This is a genomic window from Leptolyngbya sp. FACHB-261, from assembly GCF_014696065.1.
GTDB lineage: Bacteria > Cyanobacteriota > Cyanobacteriia > FACHB-261 > FACHB-261 > FACHB-261.
Genome location: NZ_JACJPL010000026.1, coordinates 112,871 through 139,844 on the forward strand (window position 1 = coordinate 112,871; position 26,974 = coordinate 139,844).

The 26,974-nt window shown below is 48.3% G+C and carries 15 protein-coding genes; 3 read left to right on the forward strand and 12 right to left on the reverse strand.

All coding sequences use genetic code 11. From position 1 onward, the window contains the following. Positions 1-21 precede the first annotated feature (21 nt). Positions 22-2,799 (reverse strand): CHAT domain-containing protein, encoded by a 2,778-nt coding sequence (locus H6F94_RS16625; RefSeq protein ID WP_190803359.1) that lies wholly within the window; start codon positions 2,797-2,799, stop codon positions 22-24. 125 nt (positions 2,800-2,924) lie between these two features. Here H6F94_RS16625 and H6F94_RS16630 point away from each other — a divergent pair, with 125 nt between their 5' ends. Together H6F94_RS16630 and H6F94_RS16635 are read left to right on the forward strand one after the other, a co-directional pair. Then, entirely contained in the window at positions 2,925-5,378 is a 2,454-nt protein-coding gene (locus H6F94_RS16630; RefSeq protein WP_190803360.1) for a two-partner secretion domain-containing protein, read from the forward strand. Between the two features lie 490 nt (positions 5,379-5,868). Next, positions 5,869-6,291 carry a hypothetical protein gene (locus H6F94_RS16635; protein WP_190803361.1) on the forward strand — a complete coding sequence of 141 codons (423 nt, stop codon included), beginning with the start codon at positions 5,869-5,871 and terminating at the stop codon, positions 6,289-6,291. A gap of 88 nt (positions 6,292-6,379) precedes the next feature. Here the strand turns inward: H6F94_RS16635 and H6F94_RS16640 are convergent, their stop codons facing one another. The 6 genes from H6F94_RS16640 to H6F94_RS16665 form a co-directional block, all read right to left on the reverse strand. Next, the gene (locus H6F94_RS16640; protein WP_190803362.1) at positions 6,380-6,913 is read right to left on the reverse strand and encodes a hypothetical protein; all 534 of its coding nucleotides are present in this window, start codon (positions 6,911-6,913) and stop codon (positions 6,380-6,382) included. Beyond that, complete coding sequence (locus H6F94_RS16645) at positions 6,910-10,095, reverse strand: efflux RND transporter permease subunit (protein WP_190803363.1); 3,186 nt, start codon at positions 10,093-10,095, stop codon at positions 6,910-6,912. Before H6F94_RS16645 ends, H6F94_RS16640 begins: the two co-directional genes overlap by 4 nt. Before the next feature lie 26 nt (positions 10,096-10,121). Next, positions 10,122-11,405, reverse strand: coding sequence for an efflux RND transporter periplasmic adaptor subunit (locus H6F94_RS16650; RefSeq protein ID WP_190803364.1), 1,284 nt, complete (start codon positions 11,403-11,405; stop codon positions 10,122-10,124). A gap of 85 nt (positions 11,406-11,490) precedes the next feature. Then, a complete protein-coding gene (locus tag H6F94_RS16655) occupies positions 11,491-12,393 on the reverse strand; it encodes an aldo/keto reductase (RefSeq protein ID WP_190803365.1) in 903 nt (300 codons plus the stop codon). Positions 12,394-12,754: 361 nt separating this feature from the next. Then, complete coding sequence (locus tag H6F94_RS16660) at positions 12,755-13,207, reverse strand: hypothetical protein (protein WP_190803366.1); 453 nt, start codon at positions 13,205-13,207, stop codon at positions 12,755-12,757. 230 nt (positions 13,208-13,437) lie between these two features. After that, a complete protein-coding gene (locus tag H6F94_RS16665) occupies positions 13,438-14,265 on the reverse strand; it encodes a TrmB family transcriptional regulator (RefSeq protein WP_190803367.1) in 828 nt (275 codons plus the stop codon). 71 nt (positions 14,266-14,336) lie between these two features. On the opposite strand from H6F94_RS16665, the gene H6F94_RS16670 reads away from it, so the two are divergent. Further along, on the forward strand, positions 14,337-15,290 hold the full coding sequence (locus H6F94_RS16670) for a branched-chain amino acid transaminase (RefSeq protein ID WP_190803368.1): 954 nt from the start codon (positions 14,337-14,339) through the stop codon (positions 15,288-15,290). Between the two features lie 62 nt (positions 15,291-15,352). Here H6F94_RS16670 and H6F94_RS16675 read toward each other — a convergent pair whose 3' ends face one another. The 5 genes from H6F94_RS16675 to H6F94_RS16695 all read right to left on the reverse strand — a co-directional run bounded on the left by H6F94_RS16675 (position 15,353) and on the right by H6F94_RS16695 (position 26,536). Then, positions 15,353-15,601: a hypothetical protein gene (locus H6F94_RS16675; RefSeq protein ID WP_190803369.1), complete on the reverse strand. Its 249-nt coding sequence runs from the start codon at positions 15,599-15,601 to the stop codon at positions 15,353-15,355. A gap of 459 nt (positions 15,602-16,060) precedes the next feature. Then, entirely contained in the window at positions 16,061-17,977 is a 1,917-nt protein-coding gene (locus tag H6F94_RS16680; RefSeq protein ID WP_190803370.1) for a hybrid sensor histidine kinase/response regulator, read from the reverse strand. A 4-nt stretch (positions 17,978-17,981) separates the two neighbouring features. Then, positions 17,982-18,428 (reverse strand): response regulator, encoded by a 447-nt coding sequence (locus H6F94_RS16685; protein WP_190803371.1) that lies wholly within the window; start codon positions 18,426-18,428, stop codon positions 17,982-17,984. A gap of 2 nt (positions 18,429-18,430) precedes the next feature. Next, positions 18,431-20,518: an ATP-binding protein gene (locus H6F94_RS32410; protein ID WP_190803372.1), complete on the reverse strand. Its 2,088-nt coding sequence runs from the start codon at positions 20,516-20,518 to the stop codon at positions 18,431-18,433. A gap of 3 nt (positions 20,519-20,521) precedes the next feature. After that, complete coding sequence (locus H6F94_RS16695) at positions 20,522-26,536, reverse strand: hybrid sensor histidine kinase/response regulator (RefSeq protein ID WP_190803373.1); 6,015 nt, start codon at positions 26,534-26,536, stop codon at positions 20,522-20,524. Between the last annotated feature and the right edge of the window lie 438 nt (positions 26,537-26,974).

The window sequence follows — 26,974 nt, forward strand, 5'->3', positions numbered from 1 at the left end:
CCAACACTTACAGCCAACCAGCTACAGCCAGCTGCCCACCAGAATAAAAGGGGCCCAATAACCCGGATGACGGTAGCGCCCTCGGGCATGGGTGGCCAACCAATCCCGTTGGGCCACCTGTAGAGCTTTGGCTCTGCTTAGTCCCTGCTGTAGTCCTTGGTAGAACTTGACAATTAATTGCTCCGTGGCTCGGTCGTCAACTTGCCACAGTGAGGCAACTGCACTGCGTGCGCCTGCTTGTAAAGAAATCCCTGCAATGCCAAGAGCATCCCGGTCACTCCCAGCAGCGGTTTCGCAAGCAGTTAGGGCCAACAACTCTAAGGGGCGATCAGGACGACGGGTGTTACTAATAATCTGGTAAAGCTCATTCATCGTCAGTTTTTGATTATTGCGTTCTGGTGGCGAACTCAGCTTGCCGGTTACCAGAAACGTCTCACGAGCATCGATGCCAAATTTGCCGTGGGTTGCCAGATGAATCACCGGGTAAGCGCTACGCTGGAGCTCTTGTTGAAGGCGATCAGGCGTGAACTGATCATCCAAGAGCCCCTTGCTGCCAGGGAGCGCTGTTGCAATGCCATCAATCTCTGATTTGACCTGATTTAGAGGTTCGAAGAAGGTTTGGCCATCAATAACTGAGGGTTTTGTTAGGCCAAAGGCTAAAACTCGAAGATCCTGAGGCTGCAACTGTGTCGGCTCAACCAAAGTCAAGCTAGGTGTATTGGCGATGGCATACTGCTCAACCAAAAACTGCTGACCGTCGTGAAGTGTAGACATTGGAATGCTACGCAGAATGCCATCCTGGATAAACACTAGGGTGTCGATCTGAGCTTTCGCTAAATCAGTGCTAAAAGGCCGGATCAGCCAGTCATACAATTGCCTCGCTGGAGCACGATAGGCATTTTCTAGATCAGACCGTTTTTCTAGCTTCAAACGAAAGTCATTGACTGTTGCTGTCAGTTCTTGATTGCTCACTTGCAGCCAATGGATGCGTGAGTTCCCCTTCGCTTGTGAATCTTCTTGTGAACTGGGCAAAGTCAAGATCAAGGCAACGCGATCGCGAAACAAAATAGAATTAAAGACAGCAGTTTTAGCAGCAACTAAGCTGACTGGTTTGGCAATAGTTTCTAAAGAGCATTCATCACCAAAATAGTTTTCCAGTTCTGCCAGCCTTAGGCCGTCAATCGTTTCAAGCGCTGATTCCAAGTCTTTTTGCAGCTCTGCGAGAGCAGATGGTTGTACAGCTTGCTCCAGTCTTAGTTGCGCTAGTTCACGGTAGACCGGGTCGACGGTATCGCGAAAATCAAACTGAAAATCGCGGCTGGCCACAGCCAAGGTACCGCGAAGTTTGCGTAAGGTCTGTACGGATTGCTCATAGGCTCGCAGCGACTCAGGCTTCCGCCCTTGCGCTTTAAAGATACGCCCTGCCTGCCATTGCCATAGGTACAGCGTTTCGTCGGTAACAGCGGCGAGTTCGGCTTGCTGAGTGAGAGATAAAGCCTGTTCTAGCTTGCCCTGGCATTCAGCCACGTGACCCAATCGCCCCAGCGCGTACGATTCAGCTTGGCGGTCTCCAATCTGCTGAGCAATCGTGGTTGCTCGATTGAGCAAGGCGACGGCGCTAGCTGGCATGGGCTGGCTCAGACATTGAGCCGTAGGGTCTAACTCAGAGTCAGCAGGAGGCAACGCAACCAAGTGAGTTAAATTTGCCAATTTCATAGCCATGTAGGCTTTGTCGCGAGACTCTGGCAGACGCTCCAGGGCCTTAAGCGCTTGCTCAAGGACAGCATTAGCCTGATTAGTATCAACCTGAGTTGTATTGACCTGACGGGTACTTGCCTGAGTTACTGCATCAGCATGAGCGGCGCGGTGGTAGGGCAAAACTAAGTTGAGCAGGGCCCGAATTTCGCCAGGTAAATCAGCCTGAGATCGGGCGAGGTTGAGGCTTGCTTCAAAATATTCAAGCGCTTTGTTGTTGGCATCGGCGGCGTTGCGTTTGAATTTCTGGGCGACTTCAGAATCATCGGATTGAGTTGCAAACTGAGTCCGACGAGCATCACGACGAGCAATGCTGGCGTAGAGGTTACCCAAACTATTGAGCGCGGCAATTCTGTAGTTCAGTCGCTCGATTTGGGTTGCCAATTTCAAGCTAGCTTCTAGTTCCTGCATAGCCTGTTCATAGGCTCCCTGAAAGCGATGGGCATTGCCTAGACTGCCAAGTGCCGCAATCTCACCTTCAACATCCTGTTGGTTACGAGCCAAGGCCAACGCGCTATCCCGACTGCATTCTCCCCCTTCAGTTGTCCCGCATAAAAGTGCTACGGCTCGTCGGTGTTGACCGAGGCTGCTATAGACCTGCGCTTGTTCAGTCAGGAGTCGGCCTAAAGGTTGTTGGTTGCCCTGTCGACGGTAAATTGTGATGGCTCGTTCTAGGTAGGCGATAGTTTGATCGGCCTGTCCCATTTGCTGATGAGCTTTGGCCAAATATTTCAAAAGGTTAGTCTCGTTTTCTAAAACGGTGGAGTGAGCAGGCCGTTGCTCTGCCTGGGCTTTTAAAGCTGCTTGCCAAATATCAATCGCTCCTTGAAAGTCCCCTGCCTGATAGCGCGACAAGCCCTGTTGTAAAGGTTGGCTTGCACTGCCAGTAGGACTAGTGGGCTGCGCAGTTACTCGACCATCGAGACTAGCTGAATGGAACGAGGATATTGGCAGTGGGCCAAGCCAGACACACAGACCAACGCTGAACAGAAACAAAACTTCTAAAAATCGCCGGATTCTGACTCGGCGTCGTTGACTTGGCACGGGGAAACTCCGATGGGCTATTTTATACGTCGGGGCTTGGCTACATCCTAATCCCTGATCAGTGGTGCGCCATAGGTATAGAGCAATTAACAAGCTTCAGAGAGCTTACAGAGATTAAATTAACGATGCTTAAAACTTGGCTGCGACAGGGGGGGAGATGGGGGCTCGTCAGTTCCCTAGTGCTGGTTTGCAGTTTGGGAGAACGGACTGAGGCACAAATCGTTCCGGATCGCACATTGGGATCCGAACATTCAGTGGTGCGTTCCTCGCCTGATCTTCCAGTGGATGCCATTGAGGGAGGGGCCATTCGAGGAACCAACCTATTTCACAGTTTTCAACGATTTAATGTGTCAGAAGGTCGGGCCGTTTACTTTATTAGCCCAGAACCAGCTATCCAAAATATTCTGGCACGCGTCACAGGCCGTAGCCGTTCCGAAATTCTTGGCACCTTAGGAACATTAGGCGGCTCTAACCCCAATCTATTTTTGATTAATCCGAATGGTGTAGTTTTTGGGCCGCAGGCTAGCCTGGATATCGCTGGTTCTCTGGTCGCAACTAGCGCCAATGCTGTGAAGTTGGGATCAGGCAGCTTCAGCGCCTCTGCTCCTGCAACTAGTCAATTACTGACAATTAATCCTTCCGCTCTCATCTTTAATGCACCGGGTAAACCTGCAAGCATTGTCAATCACTCTAGAGCCGCTACTACAGCTTTGGGAGGAGCCTTAAACGGACCATTAGATCGCCCAATTCGAGGACTTCAAGTACTAGATGGTCGCAGCCTGTTGCTAGTTGGTGGTGACCTGAAACTAGAGCAGAGTTTGTTGACTGCTCCTGGTGGACGCATCGAACTAGGTAGCGTTGGCGGGCCTGGAACTGTTGAATTGTTAGGCAGCAGGGCCAGTGTGTTGGCCACCCAAGTTCCCGATAGTCTTACGCGGGCCAATGTATCCATCAGTGCTTCAGTTCTGGATGTCACTGGTGCTGGTGGTAGTGTTGCCATTAATAGCCACAATTTAGATATTTTCAATGGCAGTGGGATCTGTGCTGGCCTAGGCTCAAACAATGTTTGCCGTTCAACAACCTCTAATTCTGGTTCATCACTCGATGAGGCAGGCAACATTGGACTGAATGCCACTGGCAATATCAGGATTCGACAATTCAGCCGAATTGAGAATGATGTTAACCCGAATGCAACGGGCAATAACAGCAATATTTTCGACGCCATTGAGAACGATAAACTGTTTGGTTCTGTTGTGATTAATGGCAGAACAGTGTCAATTACCGATGGGGCTCAAGTCAGTACCAGTACCTCTGGTCGCGGCAACGCTGGGCTAGTGTTCATTGCGGGCAGTGACAAAGTTCGGCTAGACCAGGCAACGCTTTTCAGCACTGTCGATGAAGGTGCAGTCGGGGATGCAGGTGGCATCTTAATCACTGGAGGTTCAATCTCTCTCGATCACGGAACTGAACTTCAGGCTCAAACCAGTGGCCGAGGTCTTGCTGGGCTGGTGGCTCTCCGATCTCAGGGACCTGTTTCCCTCGCCAATAGGAGCATTATTGGCAGTACCGTGGAAACAACAGCCCAAGGCAGGAGCGACAGTGGTGGCATTATTATCGCTGCTGAATCGTTGACCCTAACTAACAATTCGCAATTGCAGACTCAGACGGACGGGCAGGGTAAGGCCGGCCCCATTGTCGCACTGACAACCGGTCCCGTTTCGCTCTCCGATAGCGGCATGTTCAGCACCGTTGAAAGTGAAGGGCGAGGCAAGGGCGGCAACATTGTGATCACCGCAGGAGCTTTGAATTTAACAGATGGCTCACTCCTTAGAGCTGATACGACCGGGCAGGGTAATGCAGGCAACATCCTTGTGCAATCCCAAGGGCCAGTGCTGGCCGATAACAGCAGCTTCTCGACCTTTGCTCTGAGCTTTAAGGGTGGCGATATTAATATCGATGCTAGTGATATCCGATTACTGGAGGGCAGTGATATTGTCACTAGTGTTCTGACTGGTGATCAAAACGGGGGGCGAATTACGCTAACCGCAGACACCATTGTTGCCCTGGGGGATAGTGATATTTTGGCATTTGCCCAAGGTGGTAGAGGGGGGGATATCACCTTGAATACTCCTGCATTTTTTAGCTCCCCTTTCTACCGCCCAAGTCCACCTCTGCTAGATCTCGAAGCATTGCTTAACCTGGATGGTAACGACCAAGTGGATATCAACGCCAGCGGCAGTCTTAGCACTGGGATTATTACACTGCCCGATATTAGCTTTTTGCAAAACAGCTTTACTGAGTTGCCAGCCAACCTACTTGATACTGATAGGTTGCTTGCTAATAGCTGTATTGTCCGCCGCCAACAACAAGAGGGCAGCTTTATCGTGACTGGGTCAGGCGGTTTACCTGTACTGCCAGATGATTTCTCAGAATCATCATTTGAAACCTATAACTTACCCTCGCAGCATGACCAGCCTGCTCATTCTCGCCCCTGGCGATCTGGAGACCCAGTAGTCGAGCCGCAAGGGGCTTATCGACTGGCCAATGGTGTTACTGTGTTGAGTCGAGATTGTCCCTAGAACTAATTGCATTAGAACTAACTGCGTTTCAAATTATGTTTTGGGGAACATAAACCTGATGTAGTGAACTTTGGCTAGTGAATTCTGGACTTAAGCCAGTTCTGCCATTTTCTAGGCGCTCCAACACTCGGAAATCGAGTTACGAATTAGGCGACTGCTCCTGTTCGTCTTCTTGCAGTTTGAGCCGCAGGCTCGTAAAGCAGAGAAAAATAATGCCGATAATAATTGATTCCATTGCTGACTGCTCTCCGTTGGCTTTGTTCTTCGCTTCGTCTCCACTTTAGGAGAGGAGGCTACGAGAGCGCATTCACTTTTGATTCAACTCAGTTGCCAATTTTGGAAGGTAGGGAGTAACCGCTCTGGTATCTCAGGGAGAAGTCTTGCCCTCGGAGGGCCCCCAATATTCTGAGGCTCTCCGAGGGCAAGGCTTCACACATATCTGAGTCAATGCTCAAATTTTGCTTAACAAAACTTGACAACCGGGGGCAAAATGAGCACATTGGGAGGCATGGAGCTTCAACGTGCCATTTCAATCCTGTTGCCGGACGAACGTGAACTGAGCGAGCGCTTGCTCGTACTGCTGTCCTGCGAAGACGCTAGCCAGGATGATAAAGGTGAGCAATCAGCTCCGATAGGTTGTCTAGACCCTCTAACGGTTCAACCGCTACGGGCCTTGCAACGATGTCGGATCCGAGTCGTAGACCAGGAGCAGGCCTTACCGGGTGTTCGCTGGCAGGGAAAGCTCTATAGTTTTCTCAAGCATTTCAACGACACGGCAAGAGCCCGATCTGCCGCCCAGCGCCTCATTGCCCGAGGCGAACAGATTCTATTGACCTCTAGTCCCAAAGGCTTGACACTCTGGGCACAGGAAGAAGATGGAGAACTAGAGTCCGAGCGAGGAGGCCTCATCTAGCTTTTGAGTTCTAGCTTTTGAGCTCTAGCTCTTGAGCAAAGCCTCGGCATGACGTAATTGTGCTACTGCCTTCTCCGCGCTGGAGAGTCTACAGATAAGGTTCTAAGCATTTAAATTCTAGTTTTCTAGGAGATTCATTGTTGTCCATGATCATTTGAAAAATATTTTTGTAGTAGGCTTCGAGTGCTCTGAAAACGAATTGGCAGAAATCAGCAACGCTCGTTTTATCACTGATATTGACTGAGAACTGCTTGGGGTAATTCTCAAACCCCACGATTGAGACATCCGCCATTACTTTTTTCATTACAAATGGCAGCACAACTGTTTGACGGGGGTAGTAGCAGCGGGTGAATGCAGCTGTCCTCAAACGATAGGCACTTTCCGGGCACATGGTAATCGCCATATCGAAATGCCAAACCCCGTTCTCTAGATACATCGCTTCTCTGAGGGTCCTCTCCTCGCCATCACGATCGCGATACTGTAACCGCTTAGCAGGAATATCAAGATAAACCTCTAGGCCCTTGATCAAGGTCTCAATAAACTGGACACAGGACTCTAAGTAATCTGCCATCTCAGAGTGGGACTGATTGTAAATCTGACACAGGTCTTGGAACTTGCTCATCGGGGGTTCTCCTGCTCAACAGGTTGCGGTTCGACTTCAGGGGCCGTGGGTTCGGGCGTTTTTCCATTGGTCCAGCGTCGAGTGAATTGGTCCCGTAAGTTGCCAATGATGATGTAGAGAATCGGCACCACAAACAAACTCAAGAATGTGGACACAACCATGCCGCCCATAACTGCTGTGCCTAGAGAGATGCGGCTTGCGGATCCAGCTCCTTCGGCTATAACCAGCGGCACAATCCCGAAAATGAATGACAGGGCGGTCATTAGAATTGGGCGGAGACGCGATTCTGAAGCTTCGATCGCGGCCTTAACCAAGGAAAGCCCCTGCTCTCGCAATTGATTGGCAAATTCCACGATCAAGATGGCGTTTTTGCTGGCTAAGCCAATCAGCATCACCAGGCCGACTTGACAGTACACATCATTCGGAAGGCCTCGGGCCGACTGGGCTAGCATTGCTCCTAGAACCGCCAGCGGAACAGACAGCATGATAGTGATTGGGTCGATGAAATTCTCATACTGACCCGCTAGTACCAGGAAGACAAAGAGTAATCCCAGGCCAAAAATGAATGGGGCTTGCCCACCGGATGAAAGCTCTTCCAAAGATAGCCCTGACCATTCGAACCCCATGCTGTCTGGCAACACCTCAGCGGCAATTCGCTCCATCGCTTGAATGGCCTGTCCAGAACTGAAACCAGGTGCAGGCGATCCGTTGATTTCGATCGAGCGATACAGATTGTAGTGATTGATGACTTGAGGGCCAGTAGCAGGGGTAACGCTTACTAGTTTGCTCAGAGGAATCATTGCACCTTGTGTTGAGCGCACATACAGCTTGTCAATGTCGTCAGCATTAGCTCGAAATTGCCGGTCAGCTTGGACATAAACACGATAGGTGCGGGTGAAAGCATTGAAGTCGTTGACATACTGCGATCCCAAGAAGATCTGCAAGGTCGTGAAGATCTCATTAATGGGAACTTGCAAGGCTCTAGCCTGGTCACGCTTTACTTCCACTAACAACTGCGGTGCGCTTGCGGTGTAGGTGCTAAAGACGTTTTGTAACTCGGGTGCTTCACTGGCCCGACTGACCAACTCATTTTTGGCCTGCACCATAGCCGGTATGCCATTGTTGCCTTGGTCTTGAAGCTGAAAAGTGAAACCCCCGACCGTACCCAGGCCCTGAATGGTAGGGAAATTAACCGAAATAATACGGGCTTCAGAGATGGCCGATAAGGGCTCTCGTATCCTTTCCAAAACAGCGAGGGCGGAATGTTCGTGTCCCTCGCGTTCACTCCAGGGCTTGAGCGGCACGTAGGAGAAGGCACTGTTAGCCGTATTGCCACTGGCTCCAAAGCCACCCAAAGTAAAAGTTCCGGCAACTTCAGGCAGGTCCAGCACGACATCTTCCAACTGGTCAATCACTTGACTGGTGTAGTTGATCGAACTTCCCTCTGGTCCCTGCACAATATTGATGAGCAAGCCTTGGTCTTCTTCCGGCAGGAATCCTGTAGGAACACTGGTGTAAATCCAGGCGGTTAGGCCCAGAGAGGCTACAAACAATGCCAGCACTACATATTTGAAACCATTGAGAAATTCCAGCGATTGCCGATAGCTTCGGCGCATCCAATCGAGAAAACGATTAATTGCCGCAAATACTTTGCCCACTAGACCGCTGCTTTCAGGCTGTTTTCGCAGCAGGAGGGCTGCAAGGGCAGGCGCAAGCGTCAGAGCTAGAAAGGTGGATAGCGCAATCGAAAAGGCGATGGTCAGGGCGAATTGTTTGTAGAGTTGGCCTGTCGTACCAGGGAAGAACGCAACGGGAATAAACACCGCCATCAACACCAGGGAAGTTGCAATGACCGCCCCAAACAGCTCCCGCATTGCCTCAGACGCTGCTCGACGCGCCGTTAATCCCTCTTCTTGAATCAGGCGAGCGACGTCTTCGACCACAATGATCGCATCGTCCACCACTAGGCCTGTGGCCAGCGTGATCCCAAACAAGGTCAGACTGTTCAGCGAGAACCCGAACACTTTCACAAACGCGAAAGTGCCGACTAGCGAGACTGGAATGGTGATGATGGGAATTAATGTGGCACGCCAGTCCTGCAGAAACACAAAGATAACCAAGACGACTAGAAAGATAGCCTCATAGAGGGTCTTGAGCACTTCATGCTGAGACTCTTCGACAAACAGCGTCGGGTCGTAGGGAATCTCGTAGGTTAAGCCTGGGGGAAAAGACTGCGCCAATTCCTCCATTTTTGCTTTGATCGCGGTCGCGGTTTCTAATGCATTGCTACCTGGCAGTTGCACAACCCGAAAGCCGACGGCACTTTGCCCACTGTAGCGAGCAAAGGTGTTGTAGTTCTCAGCGCCTAGTTCAGCCCGTCCCACATCTTGCAGCTTGACTAACGTGCCGTCTGGTTCCGCTTTAAGAATCAGTTCGTTAAACTCGTTCACCTCTCGCAGCCGACCCACCGCTTGCAGGTCAATCTGATACATCTGCCCATCTACGGTGGGCGCTTGGCCAATTCGTCCAATGCCCAGCTGTAAGTTTTGTTCATTGAGGGCATTGGCGACATCTAGCGCAGTCAGTTCTCGACTGGCGAGCTTATTGGGATCAAGCCATAAACGCATGGCATAGCGACGCTCCCCATTGACCTGAATGTCGCCAACCCCCTTAATGCGCTTGAGGGTATCGAGAACGTATAGGTCAGCGTAGTTACTGATGAACTCGTTGTCGTAACGGCCATCCTCACTAAAGATGCCCATCCCCACCACGGTGGCACTGGACTGCTTGCGCACAGTGACCCCCACTCGCCGCACATCTTCGGGAAGTTGGGGCTCAGCAATCGAGGCGCGGTTTTGCACATCGACTGCGGCAATGTCCTGGTCGTAGCCCTGATCGAAAGTGATGGTGATTGTGCTGGTGCCGTCGTTACTGCTGTTGGAAGACATGTACTTCAAGCCTTCCACACCGTTAATTTGACGCTCTAGCACCGTTGTGACGGTTTCTTCCACCACCTGGGCACTAGCACCGGTGTAGGTGGCTGATACCACCACTTGAACGGGGCTGATATCGGGGTACTGCTCGACCGGCAGCGTCGGAATGGCAATTGCCCCCACCAAAGTGATGATGATGGCAAAGACCGCCGCAAGCACAGGCCGTTTGATGAATGTCTCGGAAAACATAACTTCAAAAAAACTGAAAGAACAGGCTACGGCTCGGCAACAATTGCCGCTCCATTCGATAGCTGCAATAGGCCCGTAACCGCGATGCGTTCACCCGCTTCTAAACCGTCGAGAACTTGATAGTTATTGCCCTGAGCCTGACCTAATTTCACCTGTTGCTGGCGGGCTACTAATCCAGCGCCTTCCTTGGCTTTTTCTGCAAGGTAGACAAAATTTTCGCCAGCAACACGAGTCACAGCAGTTGTGGGAATCAAAACGCCTGGGCGCTGGTTCCAGATCACTCTAGCTCTAACTTGCTCGTCTGCTCGTAGTTGCCCGTTAGGGTTGTTGTACAAAGCTTTAACCAGCACGGATTGGGTGGTGTTACTGGCATTCGGTGCGATGAAGGAGATGCGGCTAGTTCCAACCGGTTGCCCTTGATCGTTAAGCAACTGAATCGGCATCCCTAACCTCAAGCGAGCAGCCCGTTCAGATGGGATGGAAAGATTGACCTCTAACGGATTGTTTTGAGTAACGGTGATCAACCGGGTAGAGGTATTAACGAAGTCGCCAACTTTAGGTGGAATATCGCCGACAGTGCCGGTGAAGGGTGCAGTAATACGGTAATACTGAAGTTCGACTCGGGCCTGTTGAGTATTGGCTTGAGCCTGTTGTAGTAGCCGTTGGGATCGGTCGATCACCGCTTGCTGAGCTCTAATTTGAGCATCTGTTGCTTTTAAACTTGCTTCTGCAATTGCCAAGCTGTTGGCGTATTGATCCTTGAGCTCGCGACTGACAGCTCCTTCGGTTTCGAGTGCTGTGTAGCGCTTATGTTGCTGCTGCATAAATCCCAGCTCAGCCTGCCGTTGCAAACGTTCTGCTTGGTGAGAGAGGAGAGTTGCTTTAGCATTCTCCACCTCGGAGCGGGCTGAGGCAATTGCTGCGGCAGAGCTGCTAACCGCAGCCTGTTGTCTGGCTGGGTCAATTTCCATTAGCGGAGTTCCCGCCTTGACCGCCGCTCCTGGATTAACCAAGATGCGCGATACGAGACCTTCTACACGAGGTTGCAGGGCAACCGACTGGCGAGATTCTAGGGTGGCAATGTATTCGGAAGTCTCTGCAACTTCACTCGTTTGAATGGTTGCAAGTTTGACCGCAACCCCCGGCGCTTCTTGAGCAACCGTTGAGTCGCTATGGCGGCAACTGCTGATCAATACCAGTGGCAAGAGCGACAAAATCAAAGGATATAGTTTGATCGCTTTTGACCATCCTTGACGCGATGTGACCTTGTGCTTCTGATCGAACACCCACAATGTCTCAAAAAAATTCATATGTGATAACTCCAACGCTACAAAAGTTGGAAGCGAACTGATGAAGCTAACCTAGGGGTTGGGTTAGATAGGTTGGGATGAGGCTTTAGTTTGAAAGATTCTCGGCGGTTGACAACTGATTCAATATCTCGAATTCGTTAACCGTAAGCTGGATCGAGGTAGCAGCAATGTTTTCTTCCAGGTGGGCGATTGTTGTTGTGCCTGGAATGAGAACTGTATTCGGTGCACGATGTAAAAGCCAGGCTAGGGCAACTTGACTCGGTTTTACATCGTGGCGTCGAGCGATATCTGCGAGAATTCCCTCAGAGGTGGCCAGTGGCGCACCGCGTTTAAGGGGGTGCGCTCCAAGAGAGCCGTAAGGAATGAAGGCAATATTCTGTTCTTGGCAATACTCCAAAACAGCTACGCTACTACGTTCTACAATACTGAGCCGATTTTGTACAGCCTCGATTGCTACAATTTTACGGGCTTCCTTAAGTTGCTCCAGAGCAATATTTGACAGCCCAATATGACGAACTTTGCCTTCTTGTTGCAGGCTTGATAACATCGACACAGAATCTAAGAATGGTACATTGGGATCAGGTCGATGTAATTGATACAAATCAATTTGCTCAACTTTTAGGCGTTGTAAACTTGCCTCACAGCTACGCCGTAGGCTCTCAGGTGTGCCATCAGCTCGAATATCATTAGGAGCAGGTTTATAAATTCCACCCTTAGTCGCAATCACAATTCCTTGCGAATAGGGATAAAGTGCAGACGCGATTAGTTCTTCGTTAAAGCCAGGGCCGTAGGCTTCCGCGGTGTCAATAAAATTAACTCCGAGTTCAACTGCACGGTGCAGAAGCTTTTGACCTGCTTCCCAGTCAGCATAAGGACCGAAATTTCCAGGTTGTCCAGTCAAGCGCATAGCACCATAGCCTATACGATTGACTAGCAAGTCGCCACCTATCATAAATGTTTTGGCAAAGCCCATTGCATTTATGGTCATAATAAAGTCCTTGCAAAATTTGCAGATCGCCCTCAGAGGCATATTTAGGGCTAAATTACTTGTTCTCTCCAGCCTTGGGATGGCAAACCTCAGAGCTGGAGGCTAAAGCGTCTCAAAAGCTGCATTCCAATCTTATAGCTAGCCTGAAAATATTCAGGTAACAACAAGCTTAAAAGCTTAGACAGGGCTGTCTATAAAGTTCTTGCTTTTTTAGTTAATTCTTGCGATCTATTTTCAGTCACCAACCAACCTTGCTCTCAGACAATCTAGGAGAAGGCACAGGCAGCCTTAAGGATCGGCTGGAGACTGACGCAGCCTTTCTGGGCTTGGGCAATCAATTCATCAATCAATCAAACCAATCTCAAGGCCGTTCCAGCGATTCTCTACACTTTGTTCTTGCTGCTTCGTAAGCTTCTAGGTAATCCATACCACCCAACATCACGTCGCCGTAATACTCATAGGGAGCAGCCCCGTAGATTGGCAGTGGATTGTCTTCTGGATAATCTTCCTTGGCTTCCTCTACTGCCGCTTTTAGTTGCTTGATGCTCAGACGTTGGGCGGTAAAGTAGCAAAGCTTTTGTGAATCACGGTTAAGGTGGGGCAGTGTTGGATCGACCGTTTGCTCATCAAGCTCGATCCAAGCATGTTCAATCGGTTCTTCTGACTTCCCTACGATCACTAAGAAACCCTGAACATACATTGCTCCCTTCGTTGCCAATGCGGCTCGATAAGCATTTTCAAATGGAGTCTTCGGCTTACTGGCGACACTGTCCCCTAGTTCTCTTGAAAGCGTTTCATTTAAAGGCTTATTCATCAAAAATAATTTAGAAAAGAGGGCTGCTACAAAGTATAGCTCGCCTTTCCACCGCGCTTTCTACCGCAATAAGAAAACTGGGATGGCCTACCCAGCATACTTAGAACCCCTTTTCTGTGAAACTGAATTTTCTAGTCTCCAGTGATAGCGCTGATGACTTTGCTACTTCAATTTTTTAATTCTTTCAAGTGTTCAGGAGCGCAATTTTGAGTGCAACTTTAGATGTGTCCCTACTGATCTAGGTTCTCCTGTGGGTCGAGTGTTCCTTGTTGCCACAGAGCCTCGAAAGCAATTTGAAGCATCTTGGCTAGCCCTAGGTGGGTAATGCCAAGAGCTGTAAAACTGGGGGTGCCTAGCAATGGGTCTTGCAATGACAACAGGGTTACCCGTTTATCAAATAACTGCATCTTGAAAGGCACTTCGGAGACAAAGCGAGCTTGCTGTCCCCAGGACTGGCACTGACGGACAAACTCGCGCCCACTCGGGTCTTGCCAAATGTTGTATTCGTAAATGGTGCGGTAGCTGATGCCTCGGCTGAGCGGATCTTGCACCAGTTGTAGCCCTTCTTCGTGGCTGAGCAGGGAGGGATGGCTGAAGAAAACACAGATACTTTGCTGAGCCGTTTGAGCTAAGGCAGCTCCTCGCTCAACAATGCGGTGTGGCTCTGAGAGTACCTCAATGTAAGCGAGGGGATCCTCTGTGCCATGTCCAGCTGCGTAAAGCGGTGACAAAGACGCTACAAGCCCTTCGGTTTGTTGCTTTTGTCGGGCCAGCTCAGCTTCGTACTGGCGTTGTTTCGCTTGCAGCAAGGTTGGTAAAGCCTTGGCTGGATCTACTGCCTGAAACAGCCGCTGCCGACCAGAATGCCTTTCCACACATAAGCCGTACTCGCAAAGGGAGCCTAGGACATCGTAAATTCGCTGCCTAGGTACTTGGGCGCGAGTTGCAACTTGGGACGGCGTAAAGTCCTGCCGTTCCAATAGAGCTAAGTAGACGCTTGCCTCATAGCGGTTCAGCCCTAAGTTCATTAAGTTTTCGAGTTGCTGGGGCTCAGACATAGGGTGACACCACTGGTGGGTGGTGCTATCTTAAAGTTCATCCTGAACTATCCGCAAGAGGAGCAGAACAAATGAAAACGGCTGTTATTCAGACAGAGGCCGATGTTGAGAAGGTGCCTAGCCCTTCTTTCCTGCCGCAGGCTTATTTGAGAGGCCAGTTTCTACCCTTCAATGAGGCTCACATCTCCATCGCAACTCACGCCCTGCATTACGGTACAGCTGTGTTTGGAGGCATTCGGGGGCTACAGGCCCCAACTAATCCCAATCGCACCCTGTTATTCAGATTGGATGCTCATTGTCAAAGGTTGAGTAACAGCGCTAGATATCTGGGCTACTCGATCACACCGGAGGCTCTCCGAGCTGTGCTGATCGAATTTGTGCGCCTCAATCAACCGAGCTTTCCTTTTTACTTGCGGCCACTGATTTACACCTCGGGTTTGGGGATTGCTCCGCGGCTACATCAGGTGGAAAAGGATCTGCTGATCTATGGGCTAGCCATGGGAGATTTTTTACCTAAAACAGGGGCCCGCTGCCGAATCAGTTCCTGGTGCCGACAAGAAGATCGGAGCTTACCTCTGCGCGGTAAGGCCAGTGCCACCTACATTGCGTCAGCTCTCGCTAAAACGGAAGCTGTTGCTTCGGGCTTTGATGAGGCAATTCTGATGAACTCTCAAGGGAAGGTGAGCGAAGCTTCTGCCATGAACCTGTTTATAGTCAGGAAGGGCCAGCTGATTACACCTAGTGTTGATCAAGACATTTTGGAAGGAATAACCCGCGACAGCATCATCACCCTAGCCCGCGATTCCGGGCTTTCTGTCATAGAGAGACCTGTAGATAAATCTGAGCTGTTTATTGCTGACGAAATTTTCCTTTGTGGAACTGCTGCCCAGCTCACCCCTATCGTCAGTGTTGAAAACTACTCACTACCAGAGGATCGCCCTATCACTACGATGCTGAGCACTGGTCTCCAAGCGGCAATGGAGGGTCGAGATCCGCGCTACTACAACTGGCTGACAGAAATCTGAATCTCCAGATGACGTCTTGTCTCGGCAGGGGAGGGCTCTGTTCTTGCTATCTGCTCTGAGCTCTATCGCTCAAGAAGCTTACCTGCCCCACCCTCTGCAACGAATTTCAAAAAAGCATAGGTTTTCTCGGGAGAATAACGGAAGCTCTCCCCCCCATACTCGACGATGTACTCACCAGAGGTTGATGCAGAACAAGCGGTGCAGGTTAACACTTCTGAACTTAAAGTCTCAACGCTGAGTTTCAAGATTTGCTGGGACAGCCAATGCTTGAAAGCTGCTGGAATAGCTGCATTGATATCTGACTGACTCATGGTTGTGTTTGTACTCCTTCAAAAGCTCTGAGTTTGTTCTGTTGCTCGTTCAAGCCATGCTGGTGCTAGTAGGAGAGCTGCTGGCCGGATTCTACTTATCAGAGCAAGTATTTTGAGCAAGGTGTTTCCTCCCTTGATTCCCTGACCTAATCCAGGTTACACGAAAGTCAGGGGCTGAAACCTTGTCGGCTTGAGAGGTTGGCATCCCTTATGTAACTTTGCAGGGGTCCAGGTCATCGGTTCAGTTAACATCTGCAATTATGCTACTGAACTGGGGGTTGTCAATTGCTCCTGATCAAGCTAACTGCCAATCTCCCTGACATTGAGAACATTGAGAGCCGATTCAAAGGGTCGTCTAATTTATGGGGGGAGTGGTTGGCCTGTCTTTACCTTCTACGACTGTTACCCCTGCTTCACGGTGCTTGGCAGATAGCTGGGTGAGTGAAGAGGCTTGCAATTTTAGTCGGACAGAATCGGCGGCTCTGCCTCTAAAACTTCATGGATAGTTTTAACTAATTCCTTCACTGGATAAGGCTTTGGTAGAAAGGCTTGAACCCCAGAGTAGGATTCCTCAACTACTTGATAACCAGATAGGAGCCCACTTACAGCAATAATCTTAATTTGAGGGTTGATTTTCTGTAATGTGCGGATCGTTGTTGGTCCGTCCATTGACGGCATCATCATATCAACCAAGACCAAGCCAATTTCGTCTCGGTGTTGAACATATAGGGAGATTGCCTCAATACCATCGTTTGCGGTAAGAACCTGGTAATTATAAGCCTCTAGAGAGGCTCGGCTGACCTCACGAATTGCAGCCTCATCATCGACCACCAGAATCAGTTCCTCATGACCCATGAGGGCCTCGGAGATATTTGCCTCCCAATAGTCTCTTGCTATGACAGCCGGCAAGAAGACCTTAAACTCGGTTCCTTGGCCCACTGAACTTGTCACGGTGATGAAGCCGTGATGGCTTTTGATAATTCCTAAAACGGTTGAAAGTCCCAACCCGGTTCCTTTGCCTAGCTCTTTCGTCGTAAAAAATGGCTCAAAAATTTTATCTAAAATTTCAGGGAAAATCCCTGTACCTGTATCCGCTATTGTGATCCCAATATAAGTCCCCTCGCGTGCGTCCAGGTTCATTCGAGCGTAATTCTCGTCAACTGTCAGGTTCTCGGTCAAAATTTTCAAGTGACCACCGGCTGGCATCGCATCACGAGCATTGACACAAAGATTCATAAGAACTTGATGCAGCTGAGTTGCGTTCCCGGTTACAGCCCATAAGTCCTCGGGTACCTCCATGTAGACTTCAATAGATTTTGGAAAGGTTTCTTGAACTATTTGTTGAATCTCTAGAATCAAATGCTTAATCTGCAGAATCGTGTGTTTTCCTTCAAGACCACGGGCAAACGATAAAACTTGCTTGACTAGCTCTGCTCCCCGCTTGGCATTAGCCTCCATTGCCTGCAACATCTGATGGCTCCGCTCATCAATATTTGTCAGTTTTATTTGCAATAGTTGAGCTGTTGCCAAAACAGGAGTCAAAATGTTATTTAAATCATGAGCGATTCCACTAGCTAAAGTCCCAATGCTCTCCATGCGTTGGGCTCGAAAAAATTGGGTCTCAAGCTGCTTTTTCTCAGTGACATCAGTGCTGACAACCAGGATAAATTTAGGCTGCTGGCCAGCATTATGGACTAATGTCCAACGACTTTCAACAATGATTTCTCGTCCTGTCTTTGTGACTTGATTGAGCTCTCCTCGCCATTCCCCCTTTGCGATCAGAATCTTTTGAGCCTCCTGAAACTGGGAAGATATTTCCTTGTACAAAAGCTCATCAGTTTTTTGACCTAAAGCTTCTTCTCCCTTCCAACCGTAGAGCCGTTCAGCACCTTTATTCCAAAATAGAATTCGATTTTCCAAGTCTCGGACCAGGATTGCATCGGTAGCAATGTCAAGCAGAGCCGCTTGTTCACGAATTTTCTGTTCTGCTCGTTTGCGCTCAATTGCATAGCGAATGGAACGTACCAGCAGTTCCCCTGTAATCTGTCCCTTTACCAGATAATCTTGAGCGCCTTCCTGCACCGCTCGTAAAGCCAGGGTTTCATCATTTAACCCCGTCGTCACGATGATAGGAATTTCGCGGGCATGGGTGTGTAGTCGCTCAAAGGTGTGGAACCCCTGGCTATCCGGCAGGGAGAGATCTAACAGAATGACGTCAAAGCTCGCTTCGTTGTGACGCTGTAGCCCCTTGCTCAAACAATCAACGGGTTCAAGTTCGATCTGCACAGAAGTTACTTCCCGTAGCAACTCTTGCAACAAGCGAGCATCCCCAGGATTATCTTCGATCAGCAGGACGTGAATTGCTCTATGTTCCATCTTGCTACTCCGCTGGAAGTTTTACGATGGTTAGCCAGAAGTCTTCAATTGACTTAATGACTCTGATGAACTGATCCAGATCGATCGGTTTGGTAATGTAGCAGTTAGCATGGAGATCATAAGCCTTGATGATGTCTTCCTCAGCCTGAGAAGTCGTGAGGACAACCACAGGGATACGCCTCAAGTGTCCATTAGCTTTGATGATTTCTAAAACCTCTCGTCCGTCTTTTCTAGGTAGATTCAAGTCAAGTAGAATCAGATCTGGATGAAGGGCATCTGTGTAAGGTGCTAGTTTCTTCAGAAATGCAATAGCCTTCTCGCCATCTTCAACAACGTTCAAGTGATTGTGAACCTTACCCTCTTTTAAGACTTCCTGGGTCAGTCTCACATCACCCGGGCTATCTTCAACCAGCAAGATCTCGATTGGTTTCCCAACAGGCTTAGCGTTCACGATCAGACTTTTCCCTCATTTGGAATTTCAAAATAAAAGGTTGCTCCTCTACCCAGTTCAGACTGTACCCAGATTCGTCCACCATGCCGCTCAACAATCTTTTTACAAACAGCAAGCCCAATACCCGTGCCAGCATACTCTACTCGGTTGTGCAGTCGTTGAAAAATCACGAAGATTCGTTCAGCATATTCAGGGTCGATGCCGATGCCATTATCCTGTACTGAAAAGAGCCATGCCCCCTGCTGTAGAGATGCTCGAATGTGGATCACAGGAGGATCTTCACGGCGGAATTTAATTGCATTGCCAATCAGATTCTGAAACAGTTGTGTGAGTTGAGTTGGATCTGCTTTCACACTTGGCAACTCCTCACAAGCAATAACAGCTCCACTTTCACCAATGGTGACTTTGAGATTATCAATTGCACGATTTACAATTTCAGAACAGTTAATCAATTCAAAGGCTTGTCCACGGGTGCCAATTCGCGAGTATGCCAATAAGTCGGTAATCAACGTCCTCATGCGGGCAGCGCCGTCGACGGCGTAGCCAATAAAATCATCTGCATCTGCATCTAATTTGCCTTTATAGCGCCGCTCAAGCAATTGTAGATAGCTCGTGACCATGCGCAGTGGTTCTTGCAGGTCATGGGACGCGATGTAGGCAAACTGCTGTAGTTCGATGTTGGAGCGAGTCAACTCTTGACGCTGCAGCGTCTCTTGTTCCAGGAGTTGGGCTTGCATAAGCGCAATGCCGAGCTGATCAGCTAATTGCTGAAGCAGCTCAGTTTCAAACTGAGACCAAACGCGAGGGCCTGTACACTGGTGGGCAATTAGCAGACCCCACAGTTCCTCTTTAGCAAGAACTGGTACAACCAGCTTTGCTCGCACTTGAAACCGTCGCACAAATTGGACTAGGCAGAGAGGAATCTGATCATCTTCCTCCACATCTGCGATCTCTCGGATCCGCCCTTGGCGGTATTGTTGCTGAGACTCTTCAGGGAAGACTTCCTCTGGAAAGGTTTGTCCTAACAACTGAGGTAAGCCTGGCACTACCGCCTCAGCGACGCCGCCGCCAGTGCCATCCGGCCCAAGCTGATAAATTAATATGCGATCAGCTTGCAGGATTCTTTGCACCTCTGTAACAACTGTTCGTAGAATATCGTCGATTTGAAGCGATTGACGGATCTTAAGAGTAACTTCGGCAAACAGTTGCGATCGCAGATTCTGCTGCCGTAGAGCCTTTTCTACTCGTTTACGTTCGCTAATATTTTGAAAATAAACTGATAAACCATCTGTGGAAGGATAAGCATGAACCTCAAACCAAGTATTCAGTGGCGCATAAAACTCCTCGAAAGCAACACTAACTTGTTCGCTAACTGCTTTGTGATACTCTTGCTCAAATGTCGATCCAATCGTCTCTGGAAACTCATTCCACACACATTTTCCTAGAAGATCTGCCCGAGAGCGCTGAAGCAATCGTTCTGCCTGTGGATTGAGATAGGTAACCCTCCACTCCTGATCCAGAGCGAAGAAGGCATCTGTAATGCTCTCCAAAATTCTTGCCGCCTGGTTCCGAGCAGCTTCAGCCTCTGCTCGTGCAACTTGCTCTCGCTCCCAAAAAGCTAGTCGCTCCTTTTCAATCTGCTGACGCACCTGGATCTCTTGTTCTAAAAGTGTATTGCGCTCCTGAAGTTGTTTTGTCAGAGCCTGCAGGCTTAGGTGGGTTTTAACCCGAGCAAGTACTTCTTCGTATTGAAGTGGTTTAGTAATGAAATCTACTGCACCAAGATTGAATCCTCTAATTTTGTCAACTGTCTCTGTTAAAGCAGTCAGAAAAATCACCGGAATGGACTTGGTCAGCTCGCTCTCTTTTAGACGACGACATGTCTCAAATCCGTCTATCCCTGGCATCAGGATATCTAGCAAAATCAAATCGGGAGATGCGTAATTCGCTTTTTGAATTGCACTCTCACCATTTTCAGCAATCAATACTTTGAAGCCAGAGTTGTTTAGAAATTCAAATAGAATTTCTAGGTTGATGGGTGTATCGTCAACGACGAGAATAATCTCTTGCCCAGTCGTATTAGTATTCATTATTCATGCCCGAAAACGTTGGATCAATTCTAAAATTTGCCGCTCTTTAAAGCCTTTTGCGAGTTGACGAAGCTGAATCGTAAATGGCAGCCACAGCGGATTTTGTACCTCTAGCTTAGCGGCCTGGTCAACGATTCCCCTGATATCGCCTCTCATAGCCAAATCAAGTAAGATGTTGATCTCTTCAGGGGGGAGTGCGAGGACGAGTGTAGACGCTGAAGCTTCGTCTTTGAGACATTCCTCATCACTTGTGTGCTTACTGTTTACTTCCCCGTAAATCCACTCTAGCTGGAGGCAAGCCTGTAGTTGCGTTAGGAGTTCTGCTTCCCGTACAGGTTTAGAGATAAAACCATTACAACCTGCTTCCTGGCTTGCCTGTTGATTGAAGCCAAAAACGCTGGCCGAAGTAGCAATGACAATCACGCCTTGAAGACCTGGCGACAGCTTAAGTTGACGCGTGGCTTCAAAACCATCCATAACTGGCATCACCAAATCCATTAAAATGACATCAGGTATAGTCTGATGAGCCTTATTCAGTCCATCCTGTCCGTTCTCTGCCTCAGCCACTTCAAAGCCTAAAGGCTGAAGAAAGTTGACAAGAACAGAGCGATTTTCCCAATTATCATCAACGACTAAAACCTTCAGTTTAGGGCCCTGATAACCAATGATCTGAGCTTTGGAATTGACACTATCTCTTGCCTCAGAAACTTCAGGCAGAGCGAGGTCGAGCCAGAAGGTACTCCCTGCATCCAAGGTGCTCTTCACCTGAATATCCCCGCCCATTAGTTGCGCTAGTTGGCGGCTGATGGAAAGCCCTAAGCCTGTCCCCTCAGCTTTACGACCCTGGTCGCCTACCTGCTGAAAAGGCAAGAAAACAGCTTCCAGTTGCTCTGCCGCAATTCCAATACCTGTATCTTTTATCAGAAAGCGGATTTTCCCCTCATGGGAGCTAACTTTGAATGTGACTTCTCCTACTTCGGTAAATTTAATTGCATTACTTAGAATGTTAAGCAGAATCTGACGTAGACGCTTTTCATCCGCTTGAACTAACTTAGGCAAGGGAGAAGTTATCTCATGGATCAGCAGGATCCCTTTCTGTTGGGCCCGTATTAGGCAGATGTCAGCAATTTCTTTTAGAAAGTTAGGAAAATCGAAATCGTTTACGTGAAGCTCCATCCTCCGAGCTTCAATCTTTGAGAGATCTAAGATGTCATTGATAAGGGTTAGTAGATGTTCGCCACAGCGGTGGATAATTTTCAATCCATTTTCTTGTTGCTCGGTCAGGTTCTCGATTTTTCTGAGAATCTGGCTGTACCCTAGTATGCCGTTTAGAGGTGTACGCAGCTCATGGCTCATGTTTGCTAGAAATTCGCTCTTAGCACGGCTAGCAACGTCAGCAGCTTCCTCTGCCTTCTGACGTTCCCAAATTTCTTGTTGCAAATGTAAGTTTTTTTCCTGTAGCTCTTGCGTCCGTGACACCACCTTGGCTTCCAGGGTCCGGTTCACTGCCTCCAGGTCAGAATAGAGACGTGCGTTCTCAATGGAGATGGCGGCTTGGGCTGAGAGAAGTTGCAAGATTTCCAACCGGTTTGAGGTGAAAGCTCCGATCGTTAAGTTGTTCTCCAAATAAAGAATCCCTGTTCGCTTACCCTGATGTAGGATTGGCATGCATAAAACTGATTTTGATCCTTGTCTCGTGATGTAAGCATCGTCAGCGAAGAGTTTGTCAGTTGTCGCATCACTTAGGACCACAGGTTCTTGGGTTCTGGCGACGTAATTAATGACGGATATGGGGAGTAGGGAATGTTCAGGCGTTTCTGTCACCTCCAGGGGCACCAATTGCCGCACAGTCATCTCCTCTACCGCGGTTCCTCCTGCTGCTTCTAGAAATAGCTGTCCCGCTTTATCGAGGAGTAAAAAGCCCTTTTGAGCACCCGCACTTTCGAGTACGATCTGCATGAGTTTTTTTAGCAACTTGTCTAGGACAATCTCACCCGAAAGCGCTTGAGATGCTTTCATGACTGTAGCAAGGTCTAAAGCTGGCGCACTTCCTATAGACCCAGGGCTTGTTATCGGCTCGGTCTGCGTATGGTCGCTATTTTCCCGTTTCAGAGCTTGGAACAAAGTTTGGGGATATCTCTCTTCCAGATCCCTAACTTTTGCCATTGCTCCCCAACGCAGGTAAGCATAGTAAGATTCAATCAGGTAAACCCGAGCGATTTTTTCTCTGCCTTGCGAGAAGTAAAACTTCGCTGCTAATTCGTTACCCAATGCTTCTTCTTGGATATAACCCTGTTCCCTAGCTCCAGCGATCGCACTGTCATAAAGTGCCATTGCCTTTACAATTTTCTCCAAAACTCGTGCTTTTTCTGCCTCTACTAACTGGTATTTATGGTGAAAATTCATTGGGGCATGCTCTGCCCATCTCTGCATTTTTTCCTGGTTGCGAACTACTCTCTCCAAAAGAATTTCTCTCTCTGTGTGTGAAGCTGATGAATGAATAGCTAAATGGGTTAGAGAATCATAGAAGTAGAATAATGGAACAACAATCCATCCTGTTACTCCATTCATATATTGCTCAGCCTGGGCAATATTTTCTACTGCCTGTAAGAATTCACCAAACCAGTAGCATAAAATCGCTTTATTTAGAAATACATAATAGATAGTCGTCCGCTCATTTAATTGCATGTGCAATGGCAGCAGTTGCTCTTCATCATAAACTTCACCGAGCAAACGGTAAGGTTTTTTAACTGCTCCGATCAGGTTTAAAACTACTTGATGAAATATTTGATGCCATTTTAAAGCAGTTTCTTGATTGATTTCAGCGATTGTCCTCCCGTAGCTCGTCATTTCTTGCTCAAGCTTTTGGAGCTCTGTGCCGCTCCAATAGGCATACTGACATTTAAAACTTGCTGCATAACCAGTATGAGCTAAATCTCCGTTCTCCAAGCCACTCAGATAAGCATCCTCTAAGAGGGACAAGGTTTCCCGAACATGATGCTTCCAATGTATGATGAAGGTCGAAACTTTAAATAATGTTTGACACCTAACTTCACGAGCGTTCAATAGGTTCATCAACTCTAAAGCTAGCTGCCCAAACCTGTAACCCGCCTCAATATCTTGCAGCAGACCGCTAAAGACAATTCCATAATCAGCAAAGCCACTGGCTGACAAAGAAGTATTTCCGTATTGAATAGACAAGTTTACCTGCTGGCAGGCCATGAGAATAAAGAGTGCGGGTGCAGCTTGGTAAGCCGCAGGAACCAAGCTTGCTATCAGCCTAAGTGCCGCTAGCTTGTTTGGGTCTGTCATCAACGGTAGATTGATTAAATCCCTTACTTCTTTCCCTACTAAATTTGCTGCTGTTTCTTCAACGGCCGCTTGGATATCCTGTGGAGTAGGAAATTCGTTGAGTTGTATTCCCAATATTTTCAAAACTTGCAGGCCGAGCTTCACTGCTTCGAGTAACTTTCGTTGGACCTCACAGGTTTTAATTCTTATTTCATATACTTTCACTCTATCTAACAACGTTTTAGCTTGTTGCAGCACTACCTCAGTGAGCTGCTCCATTTCCTCAAACTTGCCGTTTAGAAATGCTGACTCTGCCGCCTCTTCATGCAAAGATAATGTCAGTTGGTATTGTCTATCCCAACTGGAAGCTGTTAATAAACTCAGTCCCACCTCCAAATAATTTGCGGCAGCTTCATATGCTGTTGCTACTTTTGCTTTACGACCAGCGATGAGGTTGAGTATAGCTAGCTTATATCTTTCTGAATCCGAACTGAGTAAGTCAGTACCAAAATTTAATTGGTTGACCAGATCAAAAACATTCTCCCTTTGCAACTCAAGTGGAGTGTTCTGCAGCAATAGCCGACCAATTCTTAAATGGGTTTGCTTTTTCTGCTCCTCTGGAATGAGAGAATAAGCTGCTTGTTGAACGCGATCATGTAGAAACTTGTAAGTAATTTCTAAAGGGTCAAGCCCTAATGTCTTTAGGGCTTCCAGGTCAAGCTCAACTGGGATTTTGTAAGCCTCAGAGAGAGATAAGATCAGGCCGGACTCTAGGGCTTCCCGCAATTCTCTTGCCGTCTCTAACTGAGACTTTTCGTTGACGATGGCTAGAACATTTAGGGTAAATTTTTCTCCGATACAGGCAGCTAACTGCAAAACGTTTTGCGCCTTCTGTGATAGCCTTTGAATTCGGCTGATCATTAACTCAACTACATTATCTGTGATGTCAGTAGCCTGAAGGCAAGCAATGTCCCACTGCCAGCATCCCCTGTCAAAGTTGAAGAACAACAGATTTTCTTGGTAAAGGGATTTTAGAAACTGTGTCAGGAAGAAGGGATTACCTTGGGTCTTGTCAACAGTTAACTCAGCCAGTGAGTTTGTCTCCTCCGGCTTCCTGTGTAGCGTGTCGCTAATTAACTGCGTGATGTGGGCATGGTTTAATGGCTGAAGGGTGACATTGTTCACCGTTACGCCAGCCTGTCGAGTTTCCTCCAGCATTAACATTAACGGATGAGCTGAATTGACTTCATTGTCGCGGTAAGTCCCAATGACCAAGAAGTATTTGCTATAAGGGCTACTAAGTAGCAGGTGAACGAGTTTGAGCGAAGCAGAGTCAGCCCATTGCAGGTCATCCAGGAACAAAACCAGTGGATGTTCAGGCTGAGTTAGCACCTGAATAAATTGTTGGAATACTCGGTTAAAACGGTTTTGAGTCTCGGTCACTCCTAACTGGGGGATTGGTGGCTGAGCTCCAATGATCTGCTCAACTTCGGGGATAACGTCAATGATCACTTGGCTGTTAGAGCCGAGGGCCGCTAAAAACTTTACTCTCCAGCTCTGGATTACATTGGCACTTTCAGTAAGCAGCTGCCGCATTAAATCTCGAAATGCTTGAATTAGAGAAGCATAGGCAATATCACGCTTGAATTGGTCGAACTTGCCTGAAATGAAATAACCACGCTGCCGCACGATCGGTTTGTGGACTTCATTGACCAGTGAGGATTTACCAATGCCTGAGTAACCGCTTACCAGCATTATCTCAGCCGCACCATTACTCACCCGATCAAAGGCCGCTGCCAACATCGCTACTTCATTCTCCCGACCATACAACTTTTGGGGGATGAGGAACTGACTGGACCAGTCTAGCTGCCCAATTTGAAAGGAAGCGATCCGCCCTGAAGCCTGCAGCATTTGTTGGCAAGTTAGCAAGTCTGCTTTGAGACCCAAGGCGCTTTGATACCGCTCCTCGGCTGTCTTCGCCAATAGTTTCATTACCAGAGCACAGACTGCCTGTGGGATACAAGAATTTATATGGCTGGGGGGGATGGGAGCCTTGGCAATATGGCTGTGAACCAGTGCCAAGGGATCTGTCACTGGAAAAGGGAGCTGCCCAGTCAGCATTTCATAGAAGGTGGCTCCTAAAGAGTAAAAGTCAGTACGATAATCAACTGCCCGGTTCATTCTCCCAGTTTGTTCTGGTGATAGGTAAGCCAGGGTACCTTCCAGTAACGCGGGATCGACGACAGTCTGATTCTCTTGAGGTAGGTATGATGAAATACTGAAGTCAATGATTTTGACTTGCCTAGTTTGAGGGTTGATGAGAATATTGCGAGGATTGAGATCTTTGTGAATGATCTGATTTTGATGGAGTTCCGCCAGTGTTGAGGCCAGTTGGATGGCGATGTTAAGAAATTCAACTAAGGGAAGGGGTTTGCTCTCCAACAACTGTTCCAGAGAGACTCCACCAAAATCCTCTAATACCAACGCCAAACCATTTTGGTCAATCTCTAGAGTTAAAGGCTTGATTACTCCTTCAATGTCTAAAGTCTGAAGAATCTTGTACTCATGCTTTAAGCGAGCAATCTCCTCTAGAGGAGGATACTCATACTTGAGAACTTTAAGGACGACAGGTTGCTGCTCTGGCTCTTTTAACCCTGAATAAACTGTTGTATTAACACCTTCGTGAATTACTTGTGTCAGAGTATAGTTAACTAGTATCCTGTTCATAAATAAACCTTTGTAAACTCAGGGGGTGAATTACTACGATGCTCCATTCTGGATAGAGCATAAATACTCGACTTGATTCCAAGTCCCCTGTTAACCAGCTAAATTCTTGTCTCCTGCCAAGTCTATTTCAATTTTATCTACTATGCTCAAATCATCTTTTTCTTGAGGCAGTTTTAGTGAGCTTTGCAGCGCTCCCTGATGGCCAGCTATGAAAAGAAATGCAGATAAAGAAATGTATATACCACTTGCCCAATAGGTTTAACCTGGCTGGCGTGGGAGCAACGTGTAGGTTTGTATACCTCTGCTGTTTAGGTGCCAATGGCTCGTAAAGATGGGTAAAGCAAACTGTCCTGCCTAAGGAGTGACAAACAGGCTGGTTGTACTAGTTTTGTACTATTTTCCTGCGCAGGTTTCCTGTCCATCGAGCAGGCACGGTAT